This window comes from Salinimicrobium sp. TIG7-5_MAKvit (assembly GCF_049569215.1).
Lineage (GTDB): Bacteria > Bacteroidota > Bacteroidia > Flavobacteriales > Flavobacteriaceae > Salinimicrobium > Salinimicrobium profundisediminis.
The window spans coordinates 2,580,873-2,605,471 of the sequence record NZ_CP145903.1 but is presented as its reverse complement, the minus strand read 5'-3'; the positions used below and the strand labels follow the sequence as shown (position 1 = coordinate 2,605,471).

General features: G+C 41.4%; 17 protein-coding genes. 15 read left to right on the top strand and 2 right to left on the bottom strand.

What is annotated here, in order from left to right; genetic code table 11:
- Position 1: 1 nt before the first annotated feature.
- From V5739_RS11725 to V5739_RS11715, 3 genes are all read left to right on the top strand, one after another.
- On the top strand, positions 2 to 1,075 hold the full coding sequence (locus V5739_RS11725) for a hypothetical protein (RefSeq protein WP_423818297.1): 1,074 nt from the start codon (positions 2 to 4) through the stop codon (positions 1,073 to 1,075).
- 107 nt (positions 1,076 to 1,182) lie between these two features.
- On the top strand, positions 1,183 to 3,537 hold the full coding sequence (locus V5739_RS11720) for a CIA30 family protein (protein ID WP_423818296.1): 2,355 nt from the start codon (positions 1,183 to 1,185) through the stop codon (positions 3,535 to 3,537).
- Positions 3,538 to 3,611: 74 nt separating this feature from the next.
- Positions 3,612 to 4,817 carry a glycoside hydrolase family 27 protein gene (locus V5739_RS11715; RefSeq protein WP_423818295.1) on the top strand — a complete coding sequence of 402 codons (1,206 nt, stop codon included), beginning with the start codon at positions 3,612 to 3,614 and terminating at the stop codon, positions 4,815 to 4,817.
- A gap of 96 nt (positions 4,818 to 4,913) precedes the next feature.
- Here the strand turns inward: V5739_RS11715 and V5739_RS11710 are convergent, their stop codons facing one another.
- Complete coding sequence (locus V5739_RS11710; protein ID WP_423818294.1) at positions 4,914 to 5,132, bottom strand: hypothetical protein; 219 nt, start codon at positions 5,130 to 5,132, stop codon at positions 4,914 to 4,916.
- Positions 5,133 to 5,280: 148 nt separating this feature from the next.
- Here V5739_RS11710 and V5739_RS11705 point away from each other — a divergent pair, with 148 nt between their 5' ends.
- The 11 genes from V5739_RS11705 to V5739_RS11655 all read left to right on the top strand — a co-directional run bounded on the left by V5739_RS11705 (position 5,281) and on the right by V5739_RS11655 (position 20,390).
- Positions 5,281 to 7,767, top strand: coding sequence for a glycoside hydrolase family 9 protein (locus tag V5739_RS11705; protein WP_423818293.1), 2,487 nt, complete (start codon positions 5,281 to 5,283; stop codon positions 7,765 to 7,767).
- Between the two features lie 77 nt (positions 7,768 to 7,844).
- Positions 7,845 to 9,827 (top strand): hypothetical protein, encoded by a 1,983-nt coding sequence (locus tag V5739_RS11700; RefSeq protein ID WP_423818292.1) that lies wholly within the window; start codon positions 7,845 to 7,847, stop codon positions 9,825 to 9,827.
- A gap of 414 nt (positions 9,828 to 10,241) precedes the next feature.
- A complete protein-coding gene (locus V5739_RS11695) occupies positions 10,242 to 10,484 on the top strand; it encodes a hypothetical protein (protein ID WP_423818291.1) in 243 nt (80 codons plus the stop codon).
- 431 nt (positions 10,485 to 10,915) lie between these two features.
- Positions 10,916 to 11,605: an NUDIX hydrolase gene (locus V5739_RS11690; RefSeq protein WP_423820471.1), complete on the top strand. Its 690-nt coding sequence runs from the start codon at positions 10,916 to 10,918 to the stop codon at positions 11,603 to 11,605.
- 293 nt (positions 11,606 to 11,898) lie between these two features.
- A complete protein-coding gene (locus tag V5739_RS11685; protein WP_423818290.1) occupies positions 11,899 to 12,579 on the top strand; it encodes a hypothetical protein in 681 nt (226 codons plus the stop codon).
- Positions 12,580 to 12,780: 201 nt separating this feature from the next.
- Positions 12,781 to 13,221, top strand: a complete 441-nt coding sequence (locus V5739_RS11680; protein WP_265162799.1) for a MarR family winged helix-turn-helix transcriptional regulator — start codon at positions 12,781 to 12,783, stop codon at positions 13,219 to 13,221.
- Positions 13,222 to 13,257: 36 nt separating this feature from the next.
- The gene (locus tag V5739_RS11675) at positions 13,258 to 15,663 is read left to right on the top strand and encodes a 3-hydroxyacyl-CoA dehydrogenase NAD-binding domain-containing protein (protein ID WP_423818289.1); all 2,406 of its coding nucleotides are present in this window, start codon (positions 13,258 to 13,260) and stop codon (positions 15,661 to 15,663) included.
- Between the two features lie 25 nt (positions 15,664 to 15,688).
- Entirely contained in the window at positions 15,689 to 16,042 is a 354-nt protein-coding gene (locus tag V5739_RS11670) for a four helix bundle protein (RefSeq protein WP_423818288.1), read from the top strand.
- A 40-nt stretch (positions 16,043 to 16,082) separates the two neighbouring features.
- Positions 16,083 to 17,276, top strand: coding sequence for an acetyl-CoA C-acyltransferase (locus V5739_RS11665; protein ID WP_266067830.1), 1,194 nt, complete (start codon positions 16,083 to 16,085; stop codon positions 17,274 to 17,276).
- A gap of 103 nt (positions 17,277 to 17,379) precedes the next feature.
- Positions 17,380 to 19,200, top strand: a complete 1,821-nt coding sequence (locus V5739_RS11660) for an acyl-CoA dehydrogenase family protein (RefSeq protein ID WP_345597440.1) — start codon at positions 17,380 to 17,382, stop codon at positions 19,198 to 19,200.
- 122 nt (positions 19,201 to 19,322) lie between these two features.
- Positions 19,323 to 20,390: a mechanosensitive ion channel family protein gene (locus V5739_RS11655; protein ID WP_423818287.1), complete on the top strand. Its 1,068-nt coding sequence runs from the start codon at positions 19,323 to 19,325 to the stop codon at positions 20,388 to 20,390.
- Here V5739_RS11655 and V5739_RS11650 read toward each other — a convergent pair.
- The gene (locus V5739_RS11650; protein WP_423818286.1) at positions 20,338 to 22,155 is read right to left on the bottom strand and encodes a glycoside hydrolase family 15 protein; all 1,818 of its coding nucleotides are present in this window, start codon (positions 22,153 to 22,155) and stop codon (positions 20,338 to 20,340) included. The two genes, V5739_RS11655 and V5739_RS11650, sit on opposite strands and share 53 nt — an antisense overlap.
- Before the next feature lie 95 nt (positions 22,156 to 22,250).
- Between V5739_RS11650 and V5739_RS11645 the strand changes: the two genes are divergently transcribed.
- Positions 22,251 to 24,467 carry a bifunctional alpha,alpha-trehalose-phosphate synthase (UDP-forming)/trehalose-phosphatase gene (locus tag V5739_RS11645; protein WP_423818285.1) on the top strand — a complete coding sequence of 739 codons (2,217 nt, stop codon included), beginning with the start codon at positions 22,251 to 22,253 and terminating at the stop codon, positions 24,465 to 24,467.
- The last annotated feature ends 132 nt before the right edge of the window (positions 24,468 to 24,599 follow it).

Sequence of the window (24,599 nt, the reverse complement as noted above, 5' to 3'; positions counted from 1 at the left end):
CATGAAATTTAGTAGAAACACAAAATTTCCTTTCCTTTTTCTCCTCCTGGCAGTTTTCTCTTTTACTTCCTGTGAAAGCGATTTCGACGTCGAAGAGATTGAAGGAGGGAGTCAGCCTCCGGTGATCACAAGCGTGAGTGAAGCCAGGGAAGATGTTCCTGTTACCCAGGGAGTACTTGAAAACACCTATATTATAAGAGGTAAGAATTTTGCCTCCCTTACAGAAATCTGGTTTAATGGGGTTAGAGCAAGTTTTAATCCTGCTTTGACTACAGATGAGCTTACTTTCACATCTGTACCCAGAGAAGCGCCTTATGTAGGGCAGGAGAACACCTTGAGACTGGTGAATCTTCACGGGGAGACCACTTATGATTTCTCACTTCTCACTATTGAAGATTTTACTGAAGCTACCACCACTGAAGGTATAAAAACCGTAACACTTATTGGAGGTGATTTTTCTGAAACCAGTAAAGTTACTTTTGTTTCCGGCACTGCAGAAGAAGGAAACCTTGTAGAAAGTGAGGCAGAAATTCTTTCGGTTTCTGAAACTCAAGTTACAGTTAAAGTACCCGATGGAATAGAACAGGCATATATCTACCTGGAAACTGCACGTGGTGCCGTGGCCCAATCTGATTCCTATGGATTTAGTTACTCCATTTTCATTGATGCGCTTAATGCAGATTGGGAAATGAGCCAGTGGGGTGGAACTTTTGACGTAGAAAATACAGATCCGGCATTGGGACAGTATTCAATAGCCAGCTACCGTGAAGGATGGTCTGGGTTAACTTTCACTCCAGGCACCAATATTTCATATACCGGCTACCAGGCTCTTACCGTCTCATTATATGGAACAGTAGAAGGACAAATGGTGAATGTTGTGCTTAACGATTTCGACTCATCACCTGTCCAGTTAAAATTAATTTCGGGGCAATGGACAAAATATGTGATTCCTCTTAGAGATTTTTACCCTACAGGTGGTGCTCCTGCGCTTATTACCAGGATTGACTTTCAGGAATCAACTAACACAGGATTACCACAATACATCTTCTATGTAGATGACTTTGGTTTCCTCTAAGACTAAGTAAAAAGAATAGAAAATGGATCCGGAAGGAGGTTGACCAAGCTACTTTCCAAGTCTTCAAAAACCAGATTTCCGGTTCCATTAATTCAAAATATAACCAGATGAAAAAATTAAAAATACGCTCTCTTTTAATGTTGCTGGCAGTAGTGGGTTTTGTTTCCTGTGATAAGGATGACGACCTATATCCACAATTGGGTGATGATCCCCGCAACCTTAGCGAAATTATTTCCTCTACGCCCAACCTCTCCTCCTTCTATGGAGCTATGGAAGAAGTGGAACTAAATATTGATTCCATTTTAAGACAGACTACCACCTACACTGTTTTTGCACCACAGGATGCGGCTTTTGCTAGTGTAGAGGCTGAGATCACAGAAAATCTTGTGCAAAATCATATAATTAGCACGACTACTGCCGACTTTAGCCATAACCTTGCTACGGGCTACGTGTCCACTATGGCAACAGGCCCCGATGGTGAGTTTCTTGATCTTTTTATAAATACCGAAGGCGGAATCACGCTCAACGGTATGGCCGCAGTTCAACCCGGCACATCAGATGTTGGTGCGACCAACGGAGTGCTGCATATAATTGATGGAGTATTAGTTCCTCCTACAGTAGCCGATCATACAGAAGCAAATCCAAATTTTTCAATGTTGGCAGCTGCCGTAGAAAGAGCAGGATTGACCGAAACGCTCTCCATTAGAGACACCGAAAATGAATCCTATCCAATCACCTTTTTCGCTCCCACTAATGCAGCCTTTGAAAACTTGATGAGCCGGCTCAACGGAGCTTTTGGATGGGCCACTTTAGAGGATGTACCGGTTGAAACGCTTCAGAAAATCCTGATGTATCACGTAGTGACCGGAGAGAACATTCTTTCGGCTACAATTGCCGGGACAGAACAAACAACCCTGCAGGGTGATACTTTTGTCATTGATGAGAATGTAGTTATCTCTGATGCATCCTATTCAACTGCAAATTTTGTGACTCTGGATATCCAGGGAGTTAATGGAATCATCCACAGTATTGATAAAGTGCTTCTTCCTGAAGAAGTTTTCCAGAGCGTCTTAGGTGCTACACTTGATCTAAAAGCGCGCGCCGAAGACAAAGGATTTACCAGCTTCCTGGCGGCAGCAGAAAAAGCCGGGTTGACAGATCTTCTTATAAATGATGAGTTGACTGCTTTTATTCCGAATAACGATGCTTTTGATGCTTTTTTTGCTACCATCGAAAACTTCGACAGTCTTGAAGATTTTGACACCCCGGAAGAAATTGAACTTCTAAAAAACCTTATTGAGTATCATTTACACGAAGGACTCCTTATGAGCAGTCAATTGACAAATGGCGACTTATCCACACTTAGGGAGGATGATTTGACCGTTGACGTTACAGCAGGTGCACTCATACCCTCTCATGAATATGCACCCAAAGCAACTTTTGTCAATACAAACATTGGAGCCACCAACGCAGTAATTCATGAAATCTCTAAAGTACTGGTCTCTGATGCAGATGCCGCAGCTCTGGGTTATCCTGTTCCGGCAACCGATGCTCCGGTCTTTAGTTTCCCAGTATATTATGATGGTGTAGAAGCTCCATTCCAAAATACCTGGGGAGGCTGGGGAGGTACCTGGACCTGGAATTCTTCAGAAATAGTTCAGAATGGAAACTCTGCAATCAAGCTTATTTATAATGCTGATGCTTATGGAGCCCTTCAAATTGGAACATATCCAGCAGGTCCCAATGTTTCTGCATATCAAACTTTTCATTTCTCTGCCTATGGGGCCGAAGGAACAGGAACTACAGACATTTTGGTTTCATTATGTGATTGTGATGCAGGAGTCACAGTACAGGTCGAAGAGGGTAAATGGACCCGCTACACCCTGCCGTTGAGCAGTTTTGATGACAAATCAATGGGAGCTATCAAGTTTAAAAATACTGAAGCATCTGCCAGCACTATATACATTGATGATATAGGATTTGACCTGCAAGCCCCTGCACCATCTTTTGGACTAACCGTTTATGCTGACGGAATATCTGATGAATGGGCAGCTGCCGGGTACGATAGCAATGGCTGGCATTATAACACCACAGTTGACTGGAATGGCACCGAAAACGTGTACAAAGGTTCAACTGCAGGGGTTGTGGTGCAACAAGAAGGAGGTGTTCTAAAGTTTGGTCAAAATGCTCCAGGCTATGACCTTTCTGCATTTTCAGAGTTGAAATTCACAGTTTTAACTGACGCCGGCACAACATTTACTGTTGTAATTAATGGAAACTGGACTGGTTCTTACACTACTCCGGCTACTACTCAGGCAGGAGAATGGACAACGGTAACCATCCCTTTCTCTGCATTCTCAGCAGATTTTTCAGATGTAGAAACTATAGAACTCCAGCTTAACGGTATTGAAAGTGCTCTGTTCCCTTACACTTATTACATCGATGAAATTGGTTTTAATTAAATATATGAATTAACCTTTTGAGTATTCCCTGCCGGAGTTGGTCTTTGGCAGGGAATATTTTTAAATTATCAAGCATGAAAAACAAAACCCTACTACTCCTCTTTCTCACGATTAGCCTGAATGCATTTGCACAAAAATTTGACGGTCTTGCAGAAACGCCTCCTATGGGCTGGAACAGCTGGAATACTTTTGCTACAGATATTAATGAACAACTAGTAAAAGACATTGCAGACAAATTTGTAGAACTGGGACTTAGGGATGCCGGTTACGAATATATCGTCCTCGACGATGGCTGGATGGCCATGGAGCGGGATGAGAATGGCAATCTGGTACCTCATCCTGAAAAATTCCCTAACGGCATGAAAGCCGTGGCAGATTACGTACATTCCAAAGGGCTTAAATTCGGTTTATATGGTGATGCCGGCACAAAAACCTGTGCAGGCTATCCGGGAAATCGTGGATATGAGTTTCAGGATGCCAGGAAATATGCAGAATGGGGCATAGACTTTTTAAAGTACGATTGGTGCAGCACCGGGAAACAAAATGCCGAAGCCTCCTACACCACTATGAGGGATGCTCTATATAAAGCTGGCAGGCCTGTAGTGCTAAGCATTTGTGAATGGGGAGATAATCAACCCTGGACCTGGGCACAGGATATTGGTCACCTTTGGCGGGTTACAGGAGATATTATTAACTGCTGGGATTGTGAAGTAGGTCATGGCACCTGGTCTTCATGGGGTATATGGCCCATCATTAATATGCGCGGCAATATCCGGAAGGCAGCAGGTCCCGGGCAATGGAATGACTACGACATGATGGAAGTAGGCAATGATTTTACTGACGCCGAAAACAGAAGCCATTTTGCAATGTGGAGCATGCTAACTTCACCACTCATCATGGGAAATGATCTTAGAACAGCTTCAAAAGAGACATTAAAGACCCTCACAAATAAAGAAGTTATTGCGGTAAATCAGGATAAACTGGGAATTCCTGCGCTGCGGTTTAGCAATGCAGGAGATTTTGAGATCTGGGTCAAGCCTTTAGCAGACGGAGAATGGGCCATGACCTTTGTAAATATGGCAGACGCCCCAAGAAATCTTGATTTTGACTGGCAGAAGCATGAAATTGGTGATGATTTGAACAACAGAAGACTGGATTTAAAAAACGGCAAGTTTAATATCCGGGATCTCTATAATCACAAAGACCTGGGAGATACAAGTAAAAACCTGAAAGCTACCATAGGCTCTCATGATGTTCTCATGGTACGACTAAGAAAATAGTCTTTCAAAAGGAGGTGTCAAAAAAGGTATTTTTGACACCTCCTTTTATATCCTTTTCTAGAATGATCGTATTCAAATCAAGGATTAACATCTCCTCTATGCCTCTTTCAATACCTCATCGGGCCAAACCTCATAAAGGGTAGTGAAAGCTTCAGGAATATGGATAGAACTATTTTGATCCTTGTCTCCGACATCAGATGTAAACGGCCATTCGGGAGTACTTGCTATGAGTTTCCCATCAGTTTCATAATATCCCCCATCATCATGATCTAAAGACAGAGGGTACCATTTATTAGGAAAGAAAAAAATAACCAAAGAATCTCATGGAAGATCGATTATGAAACCTAAAGATAAAGTATTAGCTTGAATCCTACGCCTGCTGAAATAGTACTTCCTAAAATCCCAAAAAAATTATAAATTTAAAATCATACTGATGATTTTTTATTCTTTTCAATTCCATCCTATGAAGACCTACCTACAGTTTCTCCCGTTCCTGTTCTTTTTTAGTGCATTTGCCCAGCAAAGCCAGGACACCACTAATACTTTCCGAATAAATGATCAGGAATATCTTGAAAGGCGAGGTGCTAATGTTATGCTGGCTCATGATTTCTATCCCGAAAGTCATCAGGGAGGTGTCGGACTCATCCAAAACGGGATTCGGGTCGCAACTAATGGTGACCTTCGACTGGAGCCTGCCCCGGGACAATGGCAGCCTGTACCAAAGGTAGGCGAGAGACAGGTAGACCGTCAAAAAGGGGAAATTAGCGTTCGCATGAGCTACCCCGATCCGTCGAAAGACAGGGTGGGTTTTAACCCAATTATATATCCGGAGCTTGACATGTCTTACACCCTAAAAGTGCTTCCGGAAGGAAAATCTTTCAGAATAGTAGTTGATCTTGATGAGCCACTGCCCGAAGAATGGGTTGGAAAAGTAGGGATGAATATTGAACTTTTCCCCGGAATTCTCTTCGGAAAATCTTACTACATGGGAGATGAATTCGGGATCTTTAACCGGCAGGCTAACGGCCCCGGATTTTATACTGAAGAGGGTGAATACCGCCTGGAACCCATGGCCACCGGAAAGGAACTTACAGTAGCTCCCGAAGACGCTAAACAAACTTTAACCATTCGCAATCTTAAAAACAATGAGCTGGAACTTCTGGACGGCCGGGCCATACACAGCAACGGCTGGTTTATCGTGCGTTCCCTGGTACCTGCCGGTGCAACCCAAAACGCAATCGAATGGCTGGTAACTCCAAACGTTCTTGAAAACTTCACCTATGACCCCGTAGTGCAGGTTTCACAGGTAGGTTATCATCCTGCCCAGGAAAAAATTGCGGTTGTGGAAACCGATAAGAATGACACTAATATAAAAGACATCAAACTTCTGAAGGTGAAAACCGATGGAGGTTTTACTGAAGTGATTTCACAAAAACCTGAATTATGGGGTGACTTTATGAGATACAGGTATTATCAACTGGATTTTACCAGCGTGACCGATCCTGGAATGTATGTGGTGGAATACGGAGATTACACCACTGAACCTTTCCAAATTAATAAAGACGTTTTCAAAAGAGACGTATGGCAGTCAACTCTCGAATATTTCCTGCCGGTTCAAATGTGCCACATGAGGGTGAACGACCGGTACAAGGTATGGCATGGGTTGTGCCACATGGATGACGCACGCATGGCTCCCACAGATCACAACCATTTTGATGGCTATATTCAGGGAAGTGAAACGCTCACCAAATACGAACCAGGAGAGCATGTCCCTGGCTTAAACCAGGGAGGCTGGCATGACGCGGGAGATTACGACCTCAGAGTAGAATCGCAGGCAGCTACTGTTCAGGGTTTATCTCACATTTACGAAATATTTCAGGAAGATTACGACAACACCAGCATAGACCAGGAGACGCGGATCGTTGAGATCCTGCAGCCCGATGGGAAACCGGATATTCTTCAGCAAATAGAACACGGATTACTCTCCATCGTTAAAGGCTACGAATCCCTCGATAGGTTTTACCGCGGAATTATTGTGCCCACCAACCGGCAGTATATTCTTTTAGGTGATCCCACAACACACAGTGATAATGTTCCCTTCTCCAATAAACCTGAAGATGAAGATATTCCGATAGGACTTGAAGGTGCTCCGGATGATCGCTGGGTATTTACAGAAAATAACCCGCGCAGGGAACTGCAGGCTGCCGCAGGCCTTGCCGCTGCGGCGAGGGTAATGAAAGATTATAACCCCGATCTTGCACAGCGTAGCCTCAAAATTTCTGAAGAGATCTGGAATGTTACAAAACCTGATAATGAGCTTCAAAAAGTGATGCTTGCAGTAGAACTTTTGAGAACTACAAAAGAGAAAAAGTATGCTGATTTCCTTGTGGCAAACAAGAATCTTATTGCTGAAAATATTTCCCAAACCGGTTGGGTAGTTGGGCCTGCTCTTCCTCTTATCAATAATAAAAATTTCAAAGAGAAAGTAAGAGCCGCTGTAAAAGGTCATTTACAAACTGTTCAGGAACAGGAAAAGAAAACACCTTATGGAATGCCCTATGAACCCGATATTTGGGGAGCCGGTTGGGGAATTCAGGATTTTGAGGTAAAACAGTACTTTTTTCACACCAGTTATCCCGATATTTTCCCTGCGAAGTACATGCTGAGTGCCATGAACTTTGTTTTAGGTGTCCATCCCGGCGTGAACACTTCTTCCTTTGCCTCAGGAGTAGGATCCAGATCATTAACTCAGGCGTACGGCGTAAACAGAGGAGATTTTTCACATATTCCCGGCGGAATTGGCTCGGGAACAGCCTTAATTCGCCCCGATTTTCCTGAATTACTCGAGTGGCCTTTCCTATGGCAGCAAACAGAATATGTTTTGGGAGGCGGAACCACAGATTATCTCTTCCTCATCCTCGCTGCAGATAAATTATTGAATGAAAAATAATACCTGTCAAAAATGGCATTTTTGACACCCCACTTCAGGCATTATTCAGGGGTGGAAGAAATTAATCATAACCAAATATGAGGAAATTCAGATTTTACTACAACCTTCAAAAATACCTCTTCAGGAGCTTAGCGTATTCCGCAGTCATTTTGCTTTCCTGGACTGCAAGTGCCCAGGCAGAATTTACCACCTGGGGGAATATGACAGGGATTCGCGTGGATAACCAGTTGATGGAATTTAACAGCAGTCTTGCGGTAGAAAATCAGTGGGGCGAGACATGGCGCACGCGAAAAGAGGGACAGGAGATAGATTTTAAAAGAGAGGGTCCAAAAAAGGTCTTTTCCTACCAGATGAAAAATCTCAAATGGACACAGGCTATTGAAACCCTGGGAGACGCAAAGGCAGAGGTAGAAGTAACTTTTGTTTCTCCTAAAGATACTTTGCTCAATGCGGCTTATTTTACCATTGATCTACCTAAAGAGTTTGGTCCCGAAACGACTTTCAGCTTTGTTAATTCTGGAAAAGTGAGAATGCAAGATCTTCAAACCGGCGCTACCAAAGCAGATTATAAAGCTCCGGCGCAGGGTATGACCATCGAATCCCCTACCCGTAAACTGGTGCTAACCTTTGCCAAACCGGCCGAAGTGATCATCAACAGGGAAGAGACAGCAATAGGCAACATCAGACTGAATGTTGTCCTGGCTTCAGGTGAAATAAAAGCTAAGGATCTCCATAGAAACACCTTTATTATTACAGCTTCCGGGGAGATAGACAGAAGTCCGGTAGTAATAAAAGTCTTTCCTGAGCAGGAAGGAAAAGCCTTTGACGGAATTGGAGGGAACTTCAGACTTCAAAATGCAGCTACAGATCCGCAGGTAATAGACTTTACTTTGAAAAATCTGAATGTAACCTGGGGAAGAGTGGAAATGCCATGGCAATACTGGCATCAGAATGAGAATGAAGATCCGGCAGCACAGGCTCGAAAAGGGCAAATCCACCCTAAAGTAAAGGCAGCCATGGAAATGGCACAGAAGCTTGATCAAATGAATATTCCGGTAATGCTTGCCGCCTGGTTTCCGCCGGACTGGGCTATTATTGGGAAACGTTTTAAGGGAAAACACCCTGACGGAAGTATGGGTAACAAGCTGGATCTCACTAAGAATGATAAGATCTATCGTTCCCTTGTGTCATACATCAAATATCTTAAGGAAGAATACGGAGTGGAAACCGTAATGTTCTCCTTTAACGAATCAGATCTTGGTATTGATGTTCAGCAAACAGATGTGGAACATAATCAACTGATCAAAACAATGGGTGCGCTCCTAAGGGCTGAAGGCCTGCAGACAAAATTTTTATTAGGCGATACCGCAGATGCCAACGGCTGGAATTTCACTACCCTTGCCTCAACAGATCCCGAAAGCCTCCCGTACATTGGCGGAGTTTCCTTTCATTCCTGGAGAGGATACACAGAGCAGAACCTTCTAAAATGGAAGGACATTTCTAACAGGGTTGACGAACCTTTGTTTATTGGAGAAGGAAGTATTGATGCCGGTGCATGGAGATATCCTCAGATCTTTGAAGAACCTACTTATGCTTTGGAAGAAATAGATGTTTACATCAAAATGATGAATATCGCCCAACCACATTCTATTTTACAATGGCAGCTAACGGCAGATTACTCGGTAATGTCCGGTGGAGGAATTTTCGGTAATCATGAGGACGATTTGTATCCCACGCAGCGCTTCTTTAATTTGAAACAACTCAGTAATACTCCCGAGGGTCTTTTTTATCTTCCGGTAAAAGTAGATAAGGAAGGGATTAGGGCAGCTGCGCTTGGGGACAAAACCAAAGGCAGTTATGTCATTCACCTGGTAAATAAAGGCGCTACACGAAATGTGCAACTAACAGGACTACCAAAAGGTCTTAAAACTATGAACCTGCACATTACTAATCTGGATTCTTCTTTTAAGAAACTAAAGAATATAAATGTGCAGAATGGAACTGCTGAATTCAGTCTTGAAGGTGCAAGTTTTGTTTCGTTGTTTAGTAACAAAAAATAATGTCACTTTGCAATATTAGAAATTGTATTCAAACAAGAAAAGTTTCACTCTGCCCTTACTCTTGTTGATTCTTGGCTTCTATCCTTTAACAGGAGGGGCTCAAACCAGATAATCCCGTCGGAAGATCCTCCGCAACTAAGTCGGGATATCTATGGTCATTTTTCTGAACTTCAGAATGGAAAACGGTCGGAAAAAGTCCTTAAGCGTAGATAATAGAAAAAATTATTGTGAAATCAGGTATTGAAATAGAATGTCTTCAGGAAAATTTTCTGTTTCAGGTACAATGGAATTTTTCAGCTGAACATGAAAGCAGGTAGAACTATTTTGTCTCATTCTAAGATTAACTTTTTAGTCCGCTCTTTAGGATTTTACTAAAAAAAAGGTAAAATAGCTGAATATTAATCATTTAAGAAAATGAGAAAGGCAACTTTACTTTTGCTAACCATCTTTATTAGTTATAATGCTACTCCGGCGGATATCATTCTGGATAAAGAAATTTGCTCCATTCAAAAAGATTCTTCAAAGGCTGGTCAAAATATTGCTTACCAATGGGGGAGCATGGCACTAACTGCCACCGCAAATGATACAGAAAAATTTAATCCAAGGCCTACCATTATAGACGAGGTTACCGTTCCTGTTACAATAGCCTGTTGCTGAATTGGATTCTCCAATCCAACACCAAAACTGTCTACTCTATTGGCCGCTAATAGGGAGCCAGAAAAGAAAAATTTTAAAAATATCCCTAAGAAAATATATCTTATCAGATATGAAAATTTAAATAGATGTAAAGTCATATTGCCAAAGTGTTAATTTATGTTATAATATGAGTCTTTAGAAGTTTCTGCTACAAAACAAATGCACGAAAACGATTGAATTATAGTTTAGAATTAACCTCGATTTATTAGTGTAGATTTTATACTTAGTAACAGTCATAAAGATTTTTAGATTTTCCAAATTTATTTTCACACAATTTTAACTACCTGTAAACAACTAGTACATGAAGAATTGGAATTATGAGGTTATGATTACATTTAAATATGATAGACATGTTAAATAGGTTTTATAAAATTGCTTATTAAATGCAAACTATGATTCACGATTACAGTTTTGAAGATAAAGTCTTACTGGCTGTAGATTGTATAATTTTTGGATTTGATGAAGAAGATTTACAAATCCTTTTGATCAAGAGAGATTTTGAACCTGAAAAAGGTAATTGGTCCCTTATGGGAGGATTTCTAAAAAAAGACGAAGATCTTGACCAGGCTGCTAATAGAATTCTTCATCATCTTACCGGAATTAATAATGTCTATATGGAGCAGCTTTACAATTTTAGTAAAGTAAATCGTGATCCCGCAGAAAGAACATTGTCGGTGGCTTACTATGCGCTCATTAATATTGTCGAGCACAGACAGGAGTTAACAGAAAATTATTCGGCAAAATGGTTTAAAATATCCGACTATCCCAGCTTGATTTTTGACCATGACCAAATGGTTCAAAAAGCCATCGCCAGGCTTCGTTACAGAACCTCAACCAACCCTATTGGTTTTGAATTGCTTCCTGAAAAATTTACAATGCGTCAATTACAGAAGTTATACGAGACCATCTTAAACGAAAAGTTAGATAAAAGGAATTTTATTAATAAAATCAAATCTTTGGATATTCTGGTGAAATTAAATGAAAAAGATATGGTTTCTTCTCGCAAAGGTTCTTTCCTTTATAAATTTGATGCAAAAAAATATAATGCAAAAGTGGAAGAAGGTTTTTCTTTCAGGTTGTAATAAATCTATTTTCTTTTGTTATTATCCCTCACTTTAACCAGGCAAGGATTCTGAAGCTTAACTGGGACTAATTTCAGCACCCTTTGATCTTCAACTTTACAAATCTAATATAAGCGGCTTTTTTGCCTTCTATCCCTAATTATTCAGACAAATACTTCGGAATAAAAGCAACATTTACCGTCACTTAATTCAAAATTGTCTTTCAAAAATGCCATTTTTGAAAGACAATTTTGACTTATTTTGGCACAGATTTGATATCAGTACCAGTGAAATATTATGTAATCCTTTTTTTTATGTTCCTGCTCCTCCCCCTCCAGGCACAGGAAAGATCCCTGGTTCAGGGAATCGTGAAAAACAATGATTCGCTGCTTAAAAATGTGTACATCAACAATGTCTCCTCAGGAAAATTTTCTGTTTCGGGGGAGCAGGGGTTGTTTCAGTTAAAGATAAAAACCGGTGATACTTTGGTGATGTCCCATGTAGGAATGAATGACCTTATAAGCTTCATAAAAGCTGAAGACCTTCAGAAGTCACCGTTGTTATTTCAGATGATTGAAAACTCCCAGGAATTAGGAGAAGTAGTAATTGATGAAAATTCAGAAATTAATGCGGTAAGCCTGGGAATCATTCCGAAGAAAATAGAAAAGCTCTCCATAAACGAGCGGAGGCTGGAAACAGCCGGGGAGTTTAAATTCATTCACCTGCTGGGCCTGCTGGGAGGTTCTTTAGAGATTGATCCTATTCTAAATGCCATTAACGGCCGTACAAAAAAGCTGAAGAGAAATATCAGGATAGAAAAAGAACAGCGAAATATCGCATTTTTGGAGGTCCACTACAAACTTTATATGCTGGAGACAATGCAATTGACCAGCGGAGAAACCGCCTTGCTCATCGATTTTGCCCTGGAGAAAAAAGAACTACAAGCTTTGCTGGAAGAAAAAAATGATGCTGCTATAAAAACTTTTTCTTCATGATTGTTGGTTTCACTTGAGCAAACGAATGGAATCATCTAATTAGCATTTTCCAACAACTATTAAAATTGCTGTTAAACATGGCTAATAGCTGCACTTTTATTGCATTTTTCTAATAAATTTAAGACCCGTGATTCACTACCTGAATAATTTTCTTTCATTTGCTATGCGTGCATAATAAAATTTTCTTAACTTTGAAATTGTATGAAAGAAAAAACCATTGATTACGTTCTTCGCGCGACCTGGATTGCTATTGCTAAAATGTACAATGAAGAGGCCGGAAAAGAAGGAAGTACAATGGCTACAGGCTTTGCTCTTTTGAGTATAGATCCCGAGGAGGGCACCCCTTCTACCTCCCTGGGCCCAAAAATGGGAATGGAAGCCACCAGTTTGTCGCGAACCCTTAGAACCATGGAGGATAAAGGTCTCATAAAGCGGAAGAAAAATCCGGTAGACGGGCGTAGTGTCTTAATTTACCTCACCGATTTTGGAAAAGAGATGCGCGATTATTCTAAGAAAGTGGTACTTACTTTTGACCAGGCAGTAAGAAATGAAATCCCTCAAGAAGATCTCGATAAGTTTATCGAGGTAGCTTCAAAAATCATGGATCTTATTGCCACGCGTAAAATTTACAATGAATCATAAAAAATCGTTCAGGCGATTATCAAAATAAATAACAACATGAAAAGACGAATCAACAAAGTTGCAATTATAGGTTCGGGGATTATGGGGAGTGGTATTGCCTGCCATTTCGCCAACATTGGCGTAGAGGTGCTACTACTGGATATTGTTCCCCGGGAACTGACCGAAAAAGAAAAAAAACAGGGTCTTACCCTGGAAGACAAACAGGTGAGGAACCGTATTGTTAACACAGCACTGCAGGATGCTTTAAAATCGAAGCCCTCTCCTATTTATCATAAAGACTTTGCCAATCGCATTAAAACCGGAAACCTGGAAGATGATATCTCAAAGGTATCAGAAGTTGATTGGATCATGGAGGTTGTTGTGGAGCGCCTGGATATTAAAAAACAGGTTTTTGACAATCTTGAAAAGCACCGCAAACCGGGAACATTGATCACTTCAAATACTTCAGGAATCCCTATTCAGCAAATGAATGAGGGACGAAGTGAAGATTTCCAAAAGCACTTCTGCGGAACACACTTTTTCAACCCTCCGCGATATTTAAGACTATTTGAAATTATTCCGGGGCCAGATACTTCCGAAGAAGTTTTAGAATTCTTAAATGAATACGGGGAGAAATTCCTCGGAAAAACTTCGGTAGTCGCAAAAGACACTCCGGCGTTTATTGGGAACAGGATTGGTACTTACAGTATCATGAGCCTCTTCCACATGGTGAAGGAGCTTGACCTTACTATTGAAGAAGTTGATAAACTTACAGGTCCCGTTATAGGAAGACAAAAATCTGCCACTTTTAGAACTGTAGACCTGGTAGGACTTGACACGCTTAAACATGTTGCTGAAGGCCTGCATAAAGGAGTGCCTACAGATGAAGAGCACGATCTTTTTGCCATGCCCGACTACATTAATACCATGGTCGAGAATGAGTGGTTTGGAAGCAAAAGCGGACAAGGTTTCTATAAAAAGATCAAGAACAAAGACGGTTCAAGTGAAATCCAGTCACTTGACCTTAACACACTTGAGTACCGGGCACAAAAAAAGGCAAATTTTGCTACTCTTGAATTAACGAAAACGATTGATAAAGTATCAGACAGGTTCAAAGTTCTGGTTGACGGTAAAGACAAAGCCGGGGAGTTCTACCGAAAGAATTTTGCTGCTATTTTCGCCTACGCCTCTAAAAGAATTCCTGAAATCACCGATGAACTCTACAAAATAGATGACGCCATGAAAGCCGGTTATGGCTGGGAACATGGTCCGTTTGAAATTTGGGATGCCATAGGTGTTAAAGAAGGTATGGAAATTATGAAAGCTGAAGGCAAAGAGCCTGCAGCCTGGGTAAACGAAATGCTTGAAAAAGAAAATAAAGGCTTCTATACCGTTAAAGACGGTAATACCTGGTATTACGATATTCCGGCAAAGGAGTACAAAAAGATTCCGGGGCAGGATGCATTTATCATTCTGGATAACATCAGGGAATCCAAAAAAGTATTCAGTAACAGCGGAGTTGTAGTTGAAGATCTTGGCGACGGCATCCTGAATGTGGAATTCCGCAGTAAGATGAATTCGATTGGCGGAGATGTTCTTGACGGACTCAACAAAGCCATTGATCTTGCTGAAAAAGAATACCAGGGGCTGGTTGTCGCCAACACCGGAAAAAACTTTTCTGTAGGAGCTAATATTGGGATGATCTTCATGATGGCTGTGGAGCAGGAATATGATGAGCTTAATATGGCTATAAAATATTTCCAGGACACCATGATGAGAATGCGCTACTCCTCTATTCCAACAGTTGCAGCACCACACGCTATGACTTTGGGTGGTGGATGTGAACTTTCACTACACGCAGATAAAGTTGTCGCTGCAGCCGAGACTTACATCGGACTTGTTGAATTTGGAGTTGGGGTAATTCCCGGCGGTGGAGGTTCCAAGGAAATGACCTTGCGTGCTGCCGATACCTTCCAAAAAGATGATGTGGAGTTGAACCGACTTCGGGAACATTTTCTCACCATTGGTATGGCAAAGGTTTCAACCTCAGCTTACGAAGCTTACGACCTGAATATTCTTCAGAAAGGAAAAGACATTGTGGTAATTAATCCAGATCGCCAGCTGGCAATTGCTAAAAAGCATGCGCTGCTCATGGCAGAGAATGGTTATACCAAACCTGCAAAGAGAACAGATATTAAGGTATTGGGTAAACAAGCACTGGGTGCCTTCTTAGTAGGTACAGACCAGATGTACGCCGGTAAATACATTAGCGAACACGACAAGAAGATCGCCAACAAACTGGCTTACGTAATGGCCGGAGGTGACCTTTCTGAAAACTCTTATGTGAGTGAACAATACCTGCTCGATCTGGAAAGAGAAGCATTCCTTTCTTTAACAGGAGAAAGAAAAACCCTGGAGAGATTGCAGCATATGTTGCAGAAAGGGAAACCGTTGAGAAATTAGTATTGAGTAGTAAATAGAGCTAGAAATGCACAAACTGAGCGACCTTAAGATCTGGAACAAAGCCATGGATGTGGCTGAATTGACATACTTACTTTCAGCTAAATTTCCTTCAGAAGAAAAATTTGGCTTAACAAGTCAAATAAGGCGCAGTGCAATTTCAGTTCCTTCTAATGTTGCCGAAGGAGCTGGTAGATCTACAAAGGGAGAATTTAAAAATTTCTTAAGTATTGCTAATGGATCTTCTTATGAACTTCTAACTCAACTCATTTTATCTCATCGACTCAATTTGGTGCCTGAAGAAGATACCAGAGAAGTTATTTCGGAGGTGATTGAAATACAGAAAATGAATTATGCATTGATAAAATCGTTAGAAAAGTGAGTAGTCTCAATACTCACTACTAACTACTAAATACTGAAAAATGAACAAAACAGCTTACATCGTAAAAGGATACCGAACTGCAGTGGGAAAAGCGCCGCGGGGGGTATTCCGATTTAAAAGGCCAGATGAATTAGCGGCAGAAACTATCCAGTTTATGATGGATAAGCTGCCCGAATTTGATAAAAAACGCATCGATGACGTGATCGTTGGTAATGCTATGCCCGAAGCCGAACAGGGACTTAACGTAGGGCGTTTTATCTCCCTCATGGGGCTAAACACAGAAGACGTTCCCGGGATGACGGTGAACCGTTACTGCGCCTCAGGTCTCGAAACCATTGCTATTGCAACAGCCAAGATCCAGAGCGGAATGGCTAATTGTATTATTGCAGGTGGTGCAGAAAGCATGAGCTATATCCCAATGGGCGGTTATAAACCAGTTCCCGATTATAAACTGGCTAAAGCCGGAAAGGAAGATTATTACTGGGGAATGGGATTAACTGCGGAAGCAGTTGCTCAAAAATACAAGGTTTCAAGGGAAGACCAGGATGAGTTTGCATTCAACTCTCATCAAAAGGCTCTAAAAGCCCAAAAAGAAGACCGCTTCCAGGATCAGATCGTACCAATCACCGTAGATCAAACTTATGTGGATGAAAATGGTAAAAAACAAACGAAATCTTACACCGTCAATAAAGATGAAGGACCTAGAGCCGATACTTCAAAAGAAGTTTTAGGAAAACTAAGACCTGTTTTTGAAGAAGGTGGTAGTGTAACTGCAGGTAACTCTTCTCAAATGAGTGATGGTGCCGCTTTCGTCATGGTAATGAGCGAAGAAATGGTGAAAGAACTAAACCTGGAGCCGGTGGCAAGACTTGTTAGCTATTCGGCTGTTGGGGTTGAACCAAGGATCATGGGAATTGGACCCGTACATGCCATTCCTAAAGCAGTTAAACAAGCTGGGATTCAACTTAATGACCTTGAGCTGATCGAGCTTAACGAAGCTTTTGCATCTCAGTCTTTAGCAGTGATTAGAGAACTCGGACTTGATATGAACCGCATGAACCCTAACGGAGGCGCTATTTCGATGGGTCACCCGTTGGGATGTACAGGAGCCAAACTATCAGTGCAGTTGTTCGATGAAATGCGCAAACGTGACCTGAAGAATAAATACGGAATGGTAACCATGTGCGTAGGTACAGGACAGGGAGCCGCAGGAGTTTTTGAATTTCTGTCGTAAAAAAAGAGACTAGAAACTAGAGTCTAGATACTAGACTTTTCAACTAAAGTAAAAACCAGTCTAGACTCTAGGTTCTAGAAGTCTAGGTTCTAAAAAAAACAAAATGAGCACACAAACAGATAGCAACAAAAAAGACCTTCTTCGCGGAGGGCAGTTTCTGGTAAAGGAAACAAAAGCAGAGGATATTTTTACTCCCGAAGATTTTTCGGATGAGCAAAAAATGATGCGCGAATCGGTACAGGAGTTCGTGAATCGGGAAGTAATGCCGAAGAGAGAAGAGTTCGAAAAGAAGAATTACGACCTCACAAAAGAGTTAATGGAAAAGGCCGGGGAAATGGGCTTTTTGGGAGTTTCAGTTCCTGAAGAGTACGACGGCCTGGGAATGGGATTTGTAACTACCATGCTGGTAGTGGATTATATTTCAGGGGCTACGGGATCATTTTCGACTGCTTTTGGAGCCCATTCGGGGATTGGAACGCTTCCAATTACCCTCTATGGTAATGAGGAACAAAAGAAAAAATATCTTCCGAAGCTCGCTACTGGAGAATGGTTTGGGGCCTATGCATTGACCGAGCCGGGAGCTGGTAGTGATGCAAATTCAGGAAAGACAAAAGCAGTTCTTTCTGAAGACGGAAAGTATTACAGCATTACAGGTCAAAAAATGTGGATCTCCAATGCCGGGTTCTGCAATATGATGATCGTCTTCGCACGAATTGAAGATGACAAAAATATCACCGGATTTATCGTGGAATATGATCCTGAAAATCCAAATGGTATTTCTCTTGGGGAAGAGGAAAAGAAACTTGGTATCCACTCCTCCTCTACCCGTCAGGTATTCTTTAATGAGACAAAAGTGCCTGCAGAGAATATGCTTTCAGAAAGAGGAAACGGATTCAAAATTGCCATGAACGCCCTTAACGTGGGCCGTATTAAACTTGCGGGAGCCTGTCTTGACGCCCAGAGAAGATCTATTGATGCTTCAGTAAAATATGCAAATGACCGCGTACAGTTTAAAACTCCTATTTCCCAGTTTGGTGCGATACAGTCTAAACTTGCAGAGATGGCAACTTCAGCTTACGCAGGGGAATCGGCTTCATATCGTGCTGCAAAAGATATTGAAGACAGGATTTCTATCCGCCAGGCCGAAGGAAATTCCCACCAGGAAGCCGAATTGAAAGGGGTTGAAGAATACGCTATTGAATGTTCTATCCTTAAAGTGGCAGCTTCAGAAGATCTTCAGAATTGTACCGATGAAGGTATCCAGATCTTTGGAGGAATGGGCTTCTCGGCCGATGCTCCTATGGAATCTGCCTGGAGAGATGCGCGTATCACCCGTATATATGAGGGTACAAACGAGATCAACCGTATGCTTTGCGTAGGAATGCTCGTAAAAAAAGCTATGAAAGGCCATGTTGATCTTTTAGGGCCTGCTACCAAAGTGGGAGAAGAACTCACTGGAATTCCATCTTTTGACAAACCCGATTTTTCTGAACTTTTTGCTGAAGAAAAAGAAATGGTGAAAAAGCTGAAAAAGGTATTCCTGATGGTTGCCGGTAGTGCAGTTCAAAAATTTGGACCTCAGCTGGAAGATCACCAGCAATTGCTTTTAGCTTCCGCAGATATCCTTATCGAAATATACATGGCAGAATCTACCATTTTAAGGACAGAGAAAAATGTGAACCGCTTTGGTGCCGATACTCAAAAAGAGCAAATTGCGATGGCAAAATTGTACCTGTACCACGCTGTTGACATTATTAATCAAAAAGCCAAAGAAGGAATTGTTTCTTTTGCTGAAGGTGATGAACAAAGAATGATGTTGATGGGGCTAAAAAGATTTACAAAATATGAAAATCAGCCAAACGTCGTAGAATTGCGTAAGGTGATTGCCGATAAAGTAATTGGAGAGAATAAATATCCTTTCTAAATTAATTCTGCATCAATTAAATCTGATCAAGGTCGCCAATGGCGGCCTTTTTCTTTTGTTATTTCTTTAACAGGTTATTTCCTCTTCATTTTATAGCTTGAAAAGAAAGGAAAAACAATCCTATGGGAGACACAACAAGGAACATCCTCATCTTTTTAGTCGCTTTATTGGTTCTTTATTTCCTGGTCCACTTTCTACTGAAGAAACTTGGAAAAGACCCTGCTAATATTCTACCTCACAATATTGCAAGTCGCCTGAAGGTTCCCATGATCGTTCTTTTTCTTGCAGTTGCAATCCAGGCAGGGCTCATAAACAGGGAAATTATAACAGATGAAAATCAGATAGATTTATTCCAGCAAATAAGGTCTATCCTGCTTATTTTCAGTTTCACCTGGTTCATTGTAGTTGCTATAAGAATTGCCAAAAATCAATTTTTAAAACAATTTGATGTCAATACGGCCAATAATCTCCGTGCCCGTAAATTTTACACCCAATTCAATATAATAGAGAGGATAGCCATCTTTGTGGTTGTTCTTTTTGCCCTTGGTATAGCCCTACTCACATTTGATGGAGTAGAAGAAATTGGGGTAAGTATTTTAACTTCTGCGGGGATAGCAGGCATTGTACTGGGGCTTTCAGCTCAAAAAGTATTTGGAACCATATTCGCCGGAATTCAAATAGCCATCGCCCAACCTATACGTATTGATGATGTTGTTATCGTGGAAGGGGAATGGGGGCGTATTGAGGAGATCAAACTCACTTATGTGGTTGTACAAATTTGGGACAAACGCCGGCTGGTACTACCTACAACCTACTTTATTGAAACACCCTTTCAAAACTGGACCCGTAATTCATCTGACATTTTGGGAACCGTTTATATTTATACCGATTTTGATCTTCCTATTGACAAGTTAAGAGAGGAACAGACGCGGCTTTTAAATGCAACCGATCTTTGGGATCGAAAAGTTGATGTTATTCAGGTGACCGATCTTACTGAAAAAACCATGGAACTAAGGGCATTAATGAGTGCAAAGGATGCTCCTACCGCCTGGGACCTACGGGTGTATGCCAGAGAAAATCTCCTGAAGTTTATTCAGGAAAACTTCCCCGACAGTTTGCCACGTACACGTCTTGAAGTTAAAGAAGAGCGTCCTCGTCAAGAAGGGCCTTCAAATTTGCCTCAGAAGTAATATTCTGAGAAAAATTCATTGCCGTCTCAATCAACGCCAGGTGTGAATATGCCTGCGGAAAATTACCCAGAAGACGTTTGGTTTTAAAATCAAGGTCTTCACTAAACAACCCAAGATGGTTACTGTAAGAAAGCAATTGATCAAACATTTTCATTGCCTTTTCCTTTTCTCCAATTTTGTAAAGGCTGTTTATAAACCAGAAAGTACAAATAGTAAAGGATGACGATGGGGTACCAAAATCATCTTTGTTCTTGTACCTGAATAAAAGTCCGTTATAGCTAAGTTCTCTTTCAGTAGCTTTTACTGTGCTTATGTAGCGTGGATCTTTAGCTTTTATAAATCCGTAGTTCTCCATTAACAAGGTAGAAGCATCTAAGTCTTTAGAACCATAAGATTGGGTGTAAGCCTGCACCTCCTCGTTCCATCCCCGGTGATAAATATCATCATAGATCTCCTGCCTAAGGTCTTTCCACTTTTGATCATTTATCCCATTTCTAAGGATTTCCCCAATTTTTACTGCCCTGTCTACTGCTACCCAACACAGCAATTTAGAAAAAGTAAAATGTCGTTCTTCGGTCCTGAATTCCCAAATACCCTTGTCGGGTTGTTTCCAATACTCCTCCACAATACGCACAATACCTCTCACAATGGTCCACAACTCTTCGCTGTTCTCCAGAGTAGTCTCAAATCTCAAAAACTGCTGATAAATGACTTCCATTAAAATCCCGTAGATATCATTCTGCTTTTGTATGTAGGCTGCATTCCCAATCCTTACAGGCTTTGATCCTTCATAGCCTTCAAGGTGATCAAGAATATGCTCGGTCAATTCCTTTTCGCCATTGATGCCGTACATAATTTGCAGCTTTTCATTCTTATTAGGAATAAGGTCGATGATAAACTGCAGAAAATGCTCTGCCGATTCCCGGTGGCCCAGGCTTGTCATAACCTTTATAACCATAGAGGCATCCCGAATCCAGCAGAAACGGTAATCCCAGTTACGCACTTCGCCAATAGTTTCGGGTAAAGAAGTTGTCACAGCGGCAAGCACTGCCCCGGTTTTTTGATAGCTCATAGCCTTTAAAACAAGAGCACTGCGATTTACAGCTTCGTCGTAGAAAGGAAATTTGGTGGTAGATTCACTCCAGTTCATCCAATACGTCTTGGTGCGCTGGAATTTCAAATACGCCCTTTCCAGGTTCTGTTCCCTCAGTTTTTCATGATATCCCAATAAGAAATAGGCATGATCTTCAAGAGTGATTTCCTCGGTATGCAACACCTTATCAAGGTCGAGACTCGTGTAGAGATAAAGGGAGTCGTAAGTGCCCTTTTTGGTGAAACTCTTAAGGTAATAACGGTGGTTCTCGGTAAAGGTTTCCTCCCGGGCATAATCAAGCCGGGGCTGGTAATGCACTTTAACCCTGGGTTTTCCCTTGAGAAGGTGAATATACCTCACCACATCTGGTGGCGTGTAAAAATCTCCGTCGTCTTCCCTGTACCGGGGCATAAAATCGATCACCTCAAACGCTGCAGCTTCCGAAGTAAAAGTAGTACATAGAATATTCGTTTTCCGAAGGTACTTTTGAGTTACAGTATAATCGGGCGACACTTCAAAAGAGAAATGGCCGCCTTTATTCTTGTCGAGCAATTTTGCAAAAACCGAAGCCGAATTAAAGTTGGGCAAACAACACCATTCCAGAGAACCCGATTTCGATATTAATGCGGCACTTTTACAATTGCCTATCAATCCATAATCCAGTGTATCCATTTAGTCTTAAAGTTCTTTTAAAAAGGTAGGGCACTTATTTTAAATTTCGGAAATTTAAGCAAAATGAATAAGATAGAACCCGCTTAAAATTTACTATGGGCAAAACAATAATTATCTCTAATCGCCTACCCTTACAAATAAATATTACCGAAGATGAAAAATTAGAAGTTACACCCAGCGTTGGTGGGCTTGCAACGGGACTTAAGAGTTTTCACCAGGAGGGAGACAGTATATGGATTGGTTGGACCGGACTGGCTGCGGAAGATATTCCGGAAGGTTTGGAAGAAGAAGTAATATCTGAAGCCAGAAAACAAGCCTGTGTGCCTGTTTCTTTGACCACCGAGGAAATTGAAAAATTTTACTACGGCTTTAGTAACCGTACTATTTGGCCCCTGTTCCATTACTTTATGGAATATACGGAGTTTCAGCCCGAACACTGGGAAGCTTATAAACAAGTGAATGAAAAATATGCCGAAGCTGTTGTTGAACACCTGGATGATGATGATGTAGTGTGGGTGCATGACTACCAGCTCCTGTTGCTGCCCGAATACATCAGAAAAAAGAACCCGAAGGTTACTATAGGATTCTTTAATCATATCCCCTTCCCTTCTTCTGAAGTATTTCGCACCCTGCCGTGGAGGGAAGAAGTATTAAAAGGCATGCTGGGAGCCGATCTTATAGGTTTTCACACCTACGACTATGAAAGGCACTTTTTGCGTTCTGTAAACCGTATACTTAGGTATGACATCAACTTTAATAGCGTAAATATTGGAAGCCGCATCGTTCGGTCCGATTCATTTCCTATGGGAATTGATTACAAGAAGTTCCGTACGGCAGCAAAAGAACATTTTAATCAGCCGCGAAGTGAGAATTCAGATATTCAGAAAAAGCTGGACTACCACAAATACGTTACCCGCAACACCAAGCTTATCCTTTCTATAGACCGCCTCGATTACACCAAGGGTATAGCCAACAGGATAAGAGCATTTGGTTATTTTCTTGAAAAGTATCCGGAATACCAGGAAAAGGTTAGACTTATCATGCTGGCGGTACCCTCACGTACCAATGTACCACAATACCAGCTTTTAAAGAGGGAAATTGACGAACTGGTAGGCCGCATCAATGGAAAATTTGCTACTATCAACTGGACGCCTATATGGTACTTTTATCGTTCTATGCCCTTTGAAAATCTTATAGATCTTTATACATCCAGTGATGTTGCGCTTATTACCCCAACCCGTGATGGGATGAACCTGGTGGCAAAAGAATATATCGCCACAAGAACAGACCAAACCGGAGTTCTTATTTTAAGTGAAATGGCGGGGGCAGCGCATGAACTCAATGAGGCACTTATCATCAACCCGAATAATTTTGAACAGATTGTAGATACCATTAAAATGGCTCTCGAAATGCCCGAAGAAGAGCAGGTGCGCCGCAACAAGATCCTTCAGAAGAGACTTAAGAGATATAACGTAGAAAAATGGGCCAAAGATTTTATGAAAAGCCTGAAAGAAACCAGAAGTTCCAGAAAAGCTTTTAAGGCAATACAGCTTTCAGAGAACGTAAAAAAAGACCTTTTTGACAAGTATAGTGCAGCCCAGCGCCGCATTTTGTTCCTCGATTATGACGGAACTCTTCGGAAATTTGTCGATAAACCCGAAGAAGCCATGCCCGACCCTGAGCTGCTCGAGTTGATTACCCGCCTTGGAGAACAAAAAAACACCCGTGTAGTTCTAATAAGCGGAAGAGATAAAGAAACCCTGGGAACCTGGTGGAAAAATGTGCCTATAGAATTAATTTCTGAACATGGCGTTTGGAACCGGCCGGTAGACGAGAAGTGGCAACTCACCGAGAACCTCAACAATAACTGGATGGCCTCGATAAGGCCGGTGTTGGAAACTTACGTAGACCGCACCCCCGGAACTTTTATTGAGGAAAAGAACTTCTCTCTTGCCTGGCATTACAGAAAAGCTAATCCCGAACTGGGCGAAGTTAGAGCCAATGAACTATCTGCCGTTCTTAAAGACATGATTGCAAATCATGGTCTTACCGTACTACAGGGGAATAAAGTACTTGAAATAAAGAACAGCGGTGTCAATAAAGGCAAGGCAGCCAACAAGCTACTGGTAGAAAAATACGATTTCATATTTGCCATTGGAGATGACTGGACAGACGAATATTTATTCACCGAACTCCCCGATCAAACAGTAAGCGTGAAAGTAGGACGAAACAAAACTGAAGCAAAATACTACATTGAAGATGTAGATGAAGTACGGGAACTTTTGGAGCAGTTTGTGAGCCTAACACATTAAAAAGTTCACTTTTTTGTTAATAATGAGCAAAAATTGTTACTTAATTTAAATCAACCTTAACTGTACGATTTACTGCAAATCACCTTTATAGACTATCTTAGTAGTTGGATATAACACCATTATCAATTTAGA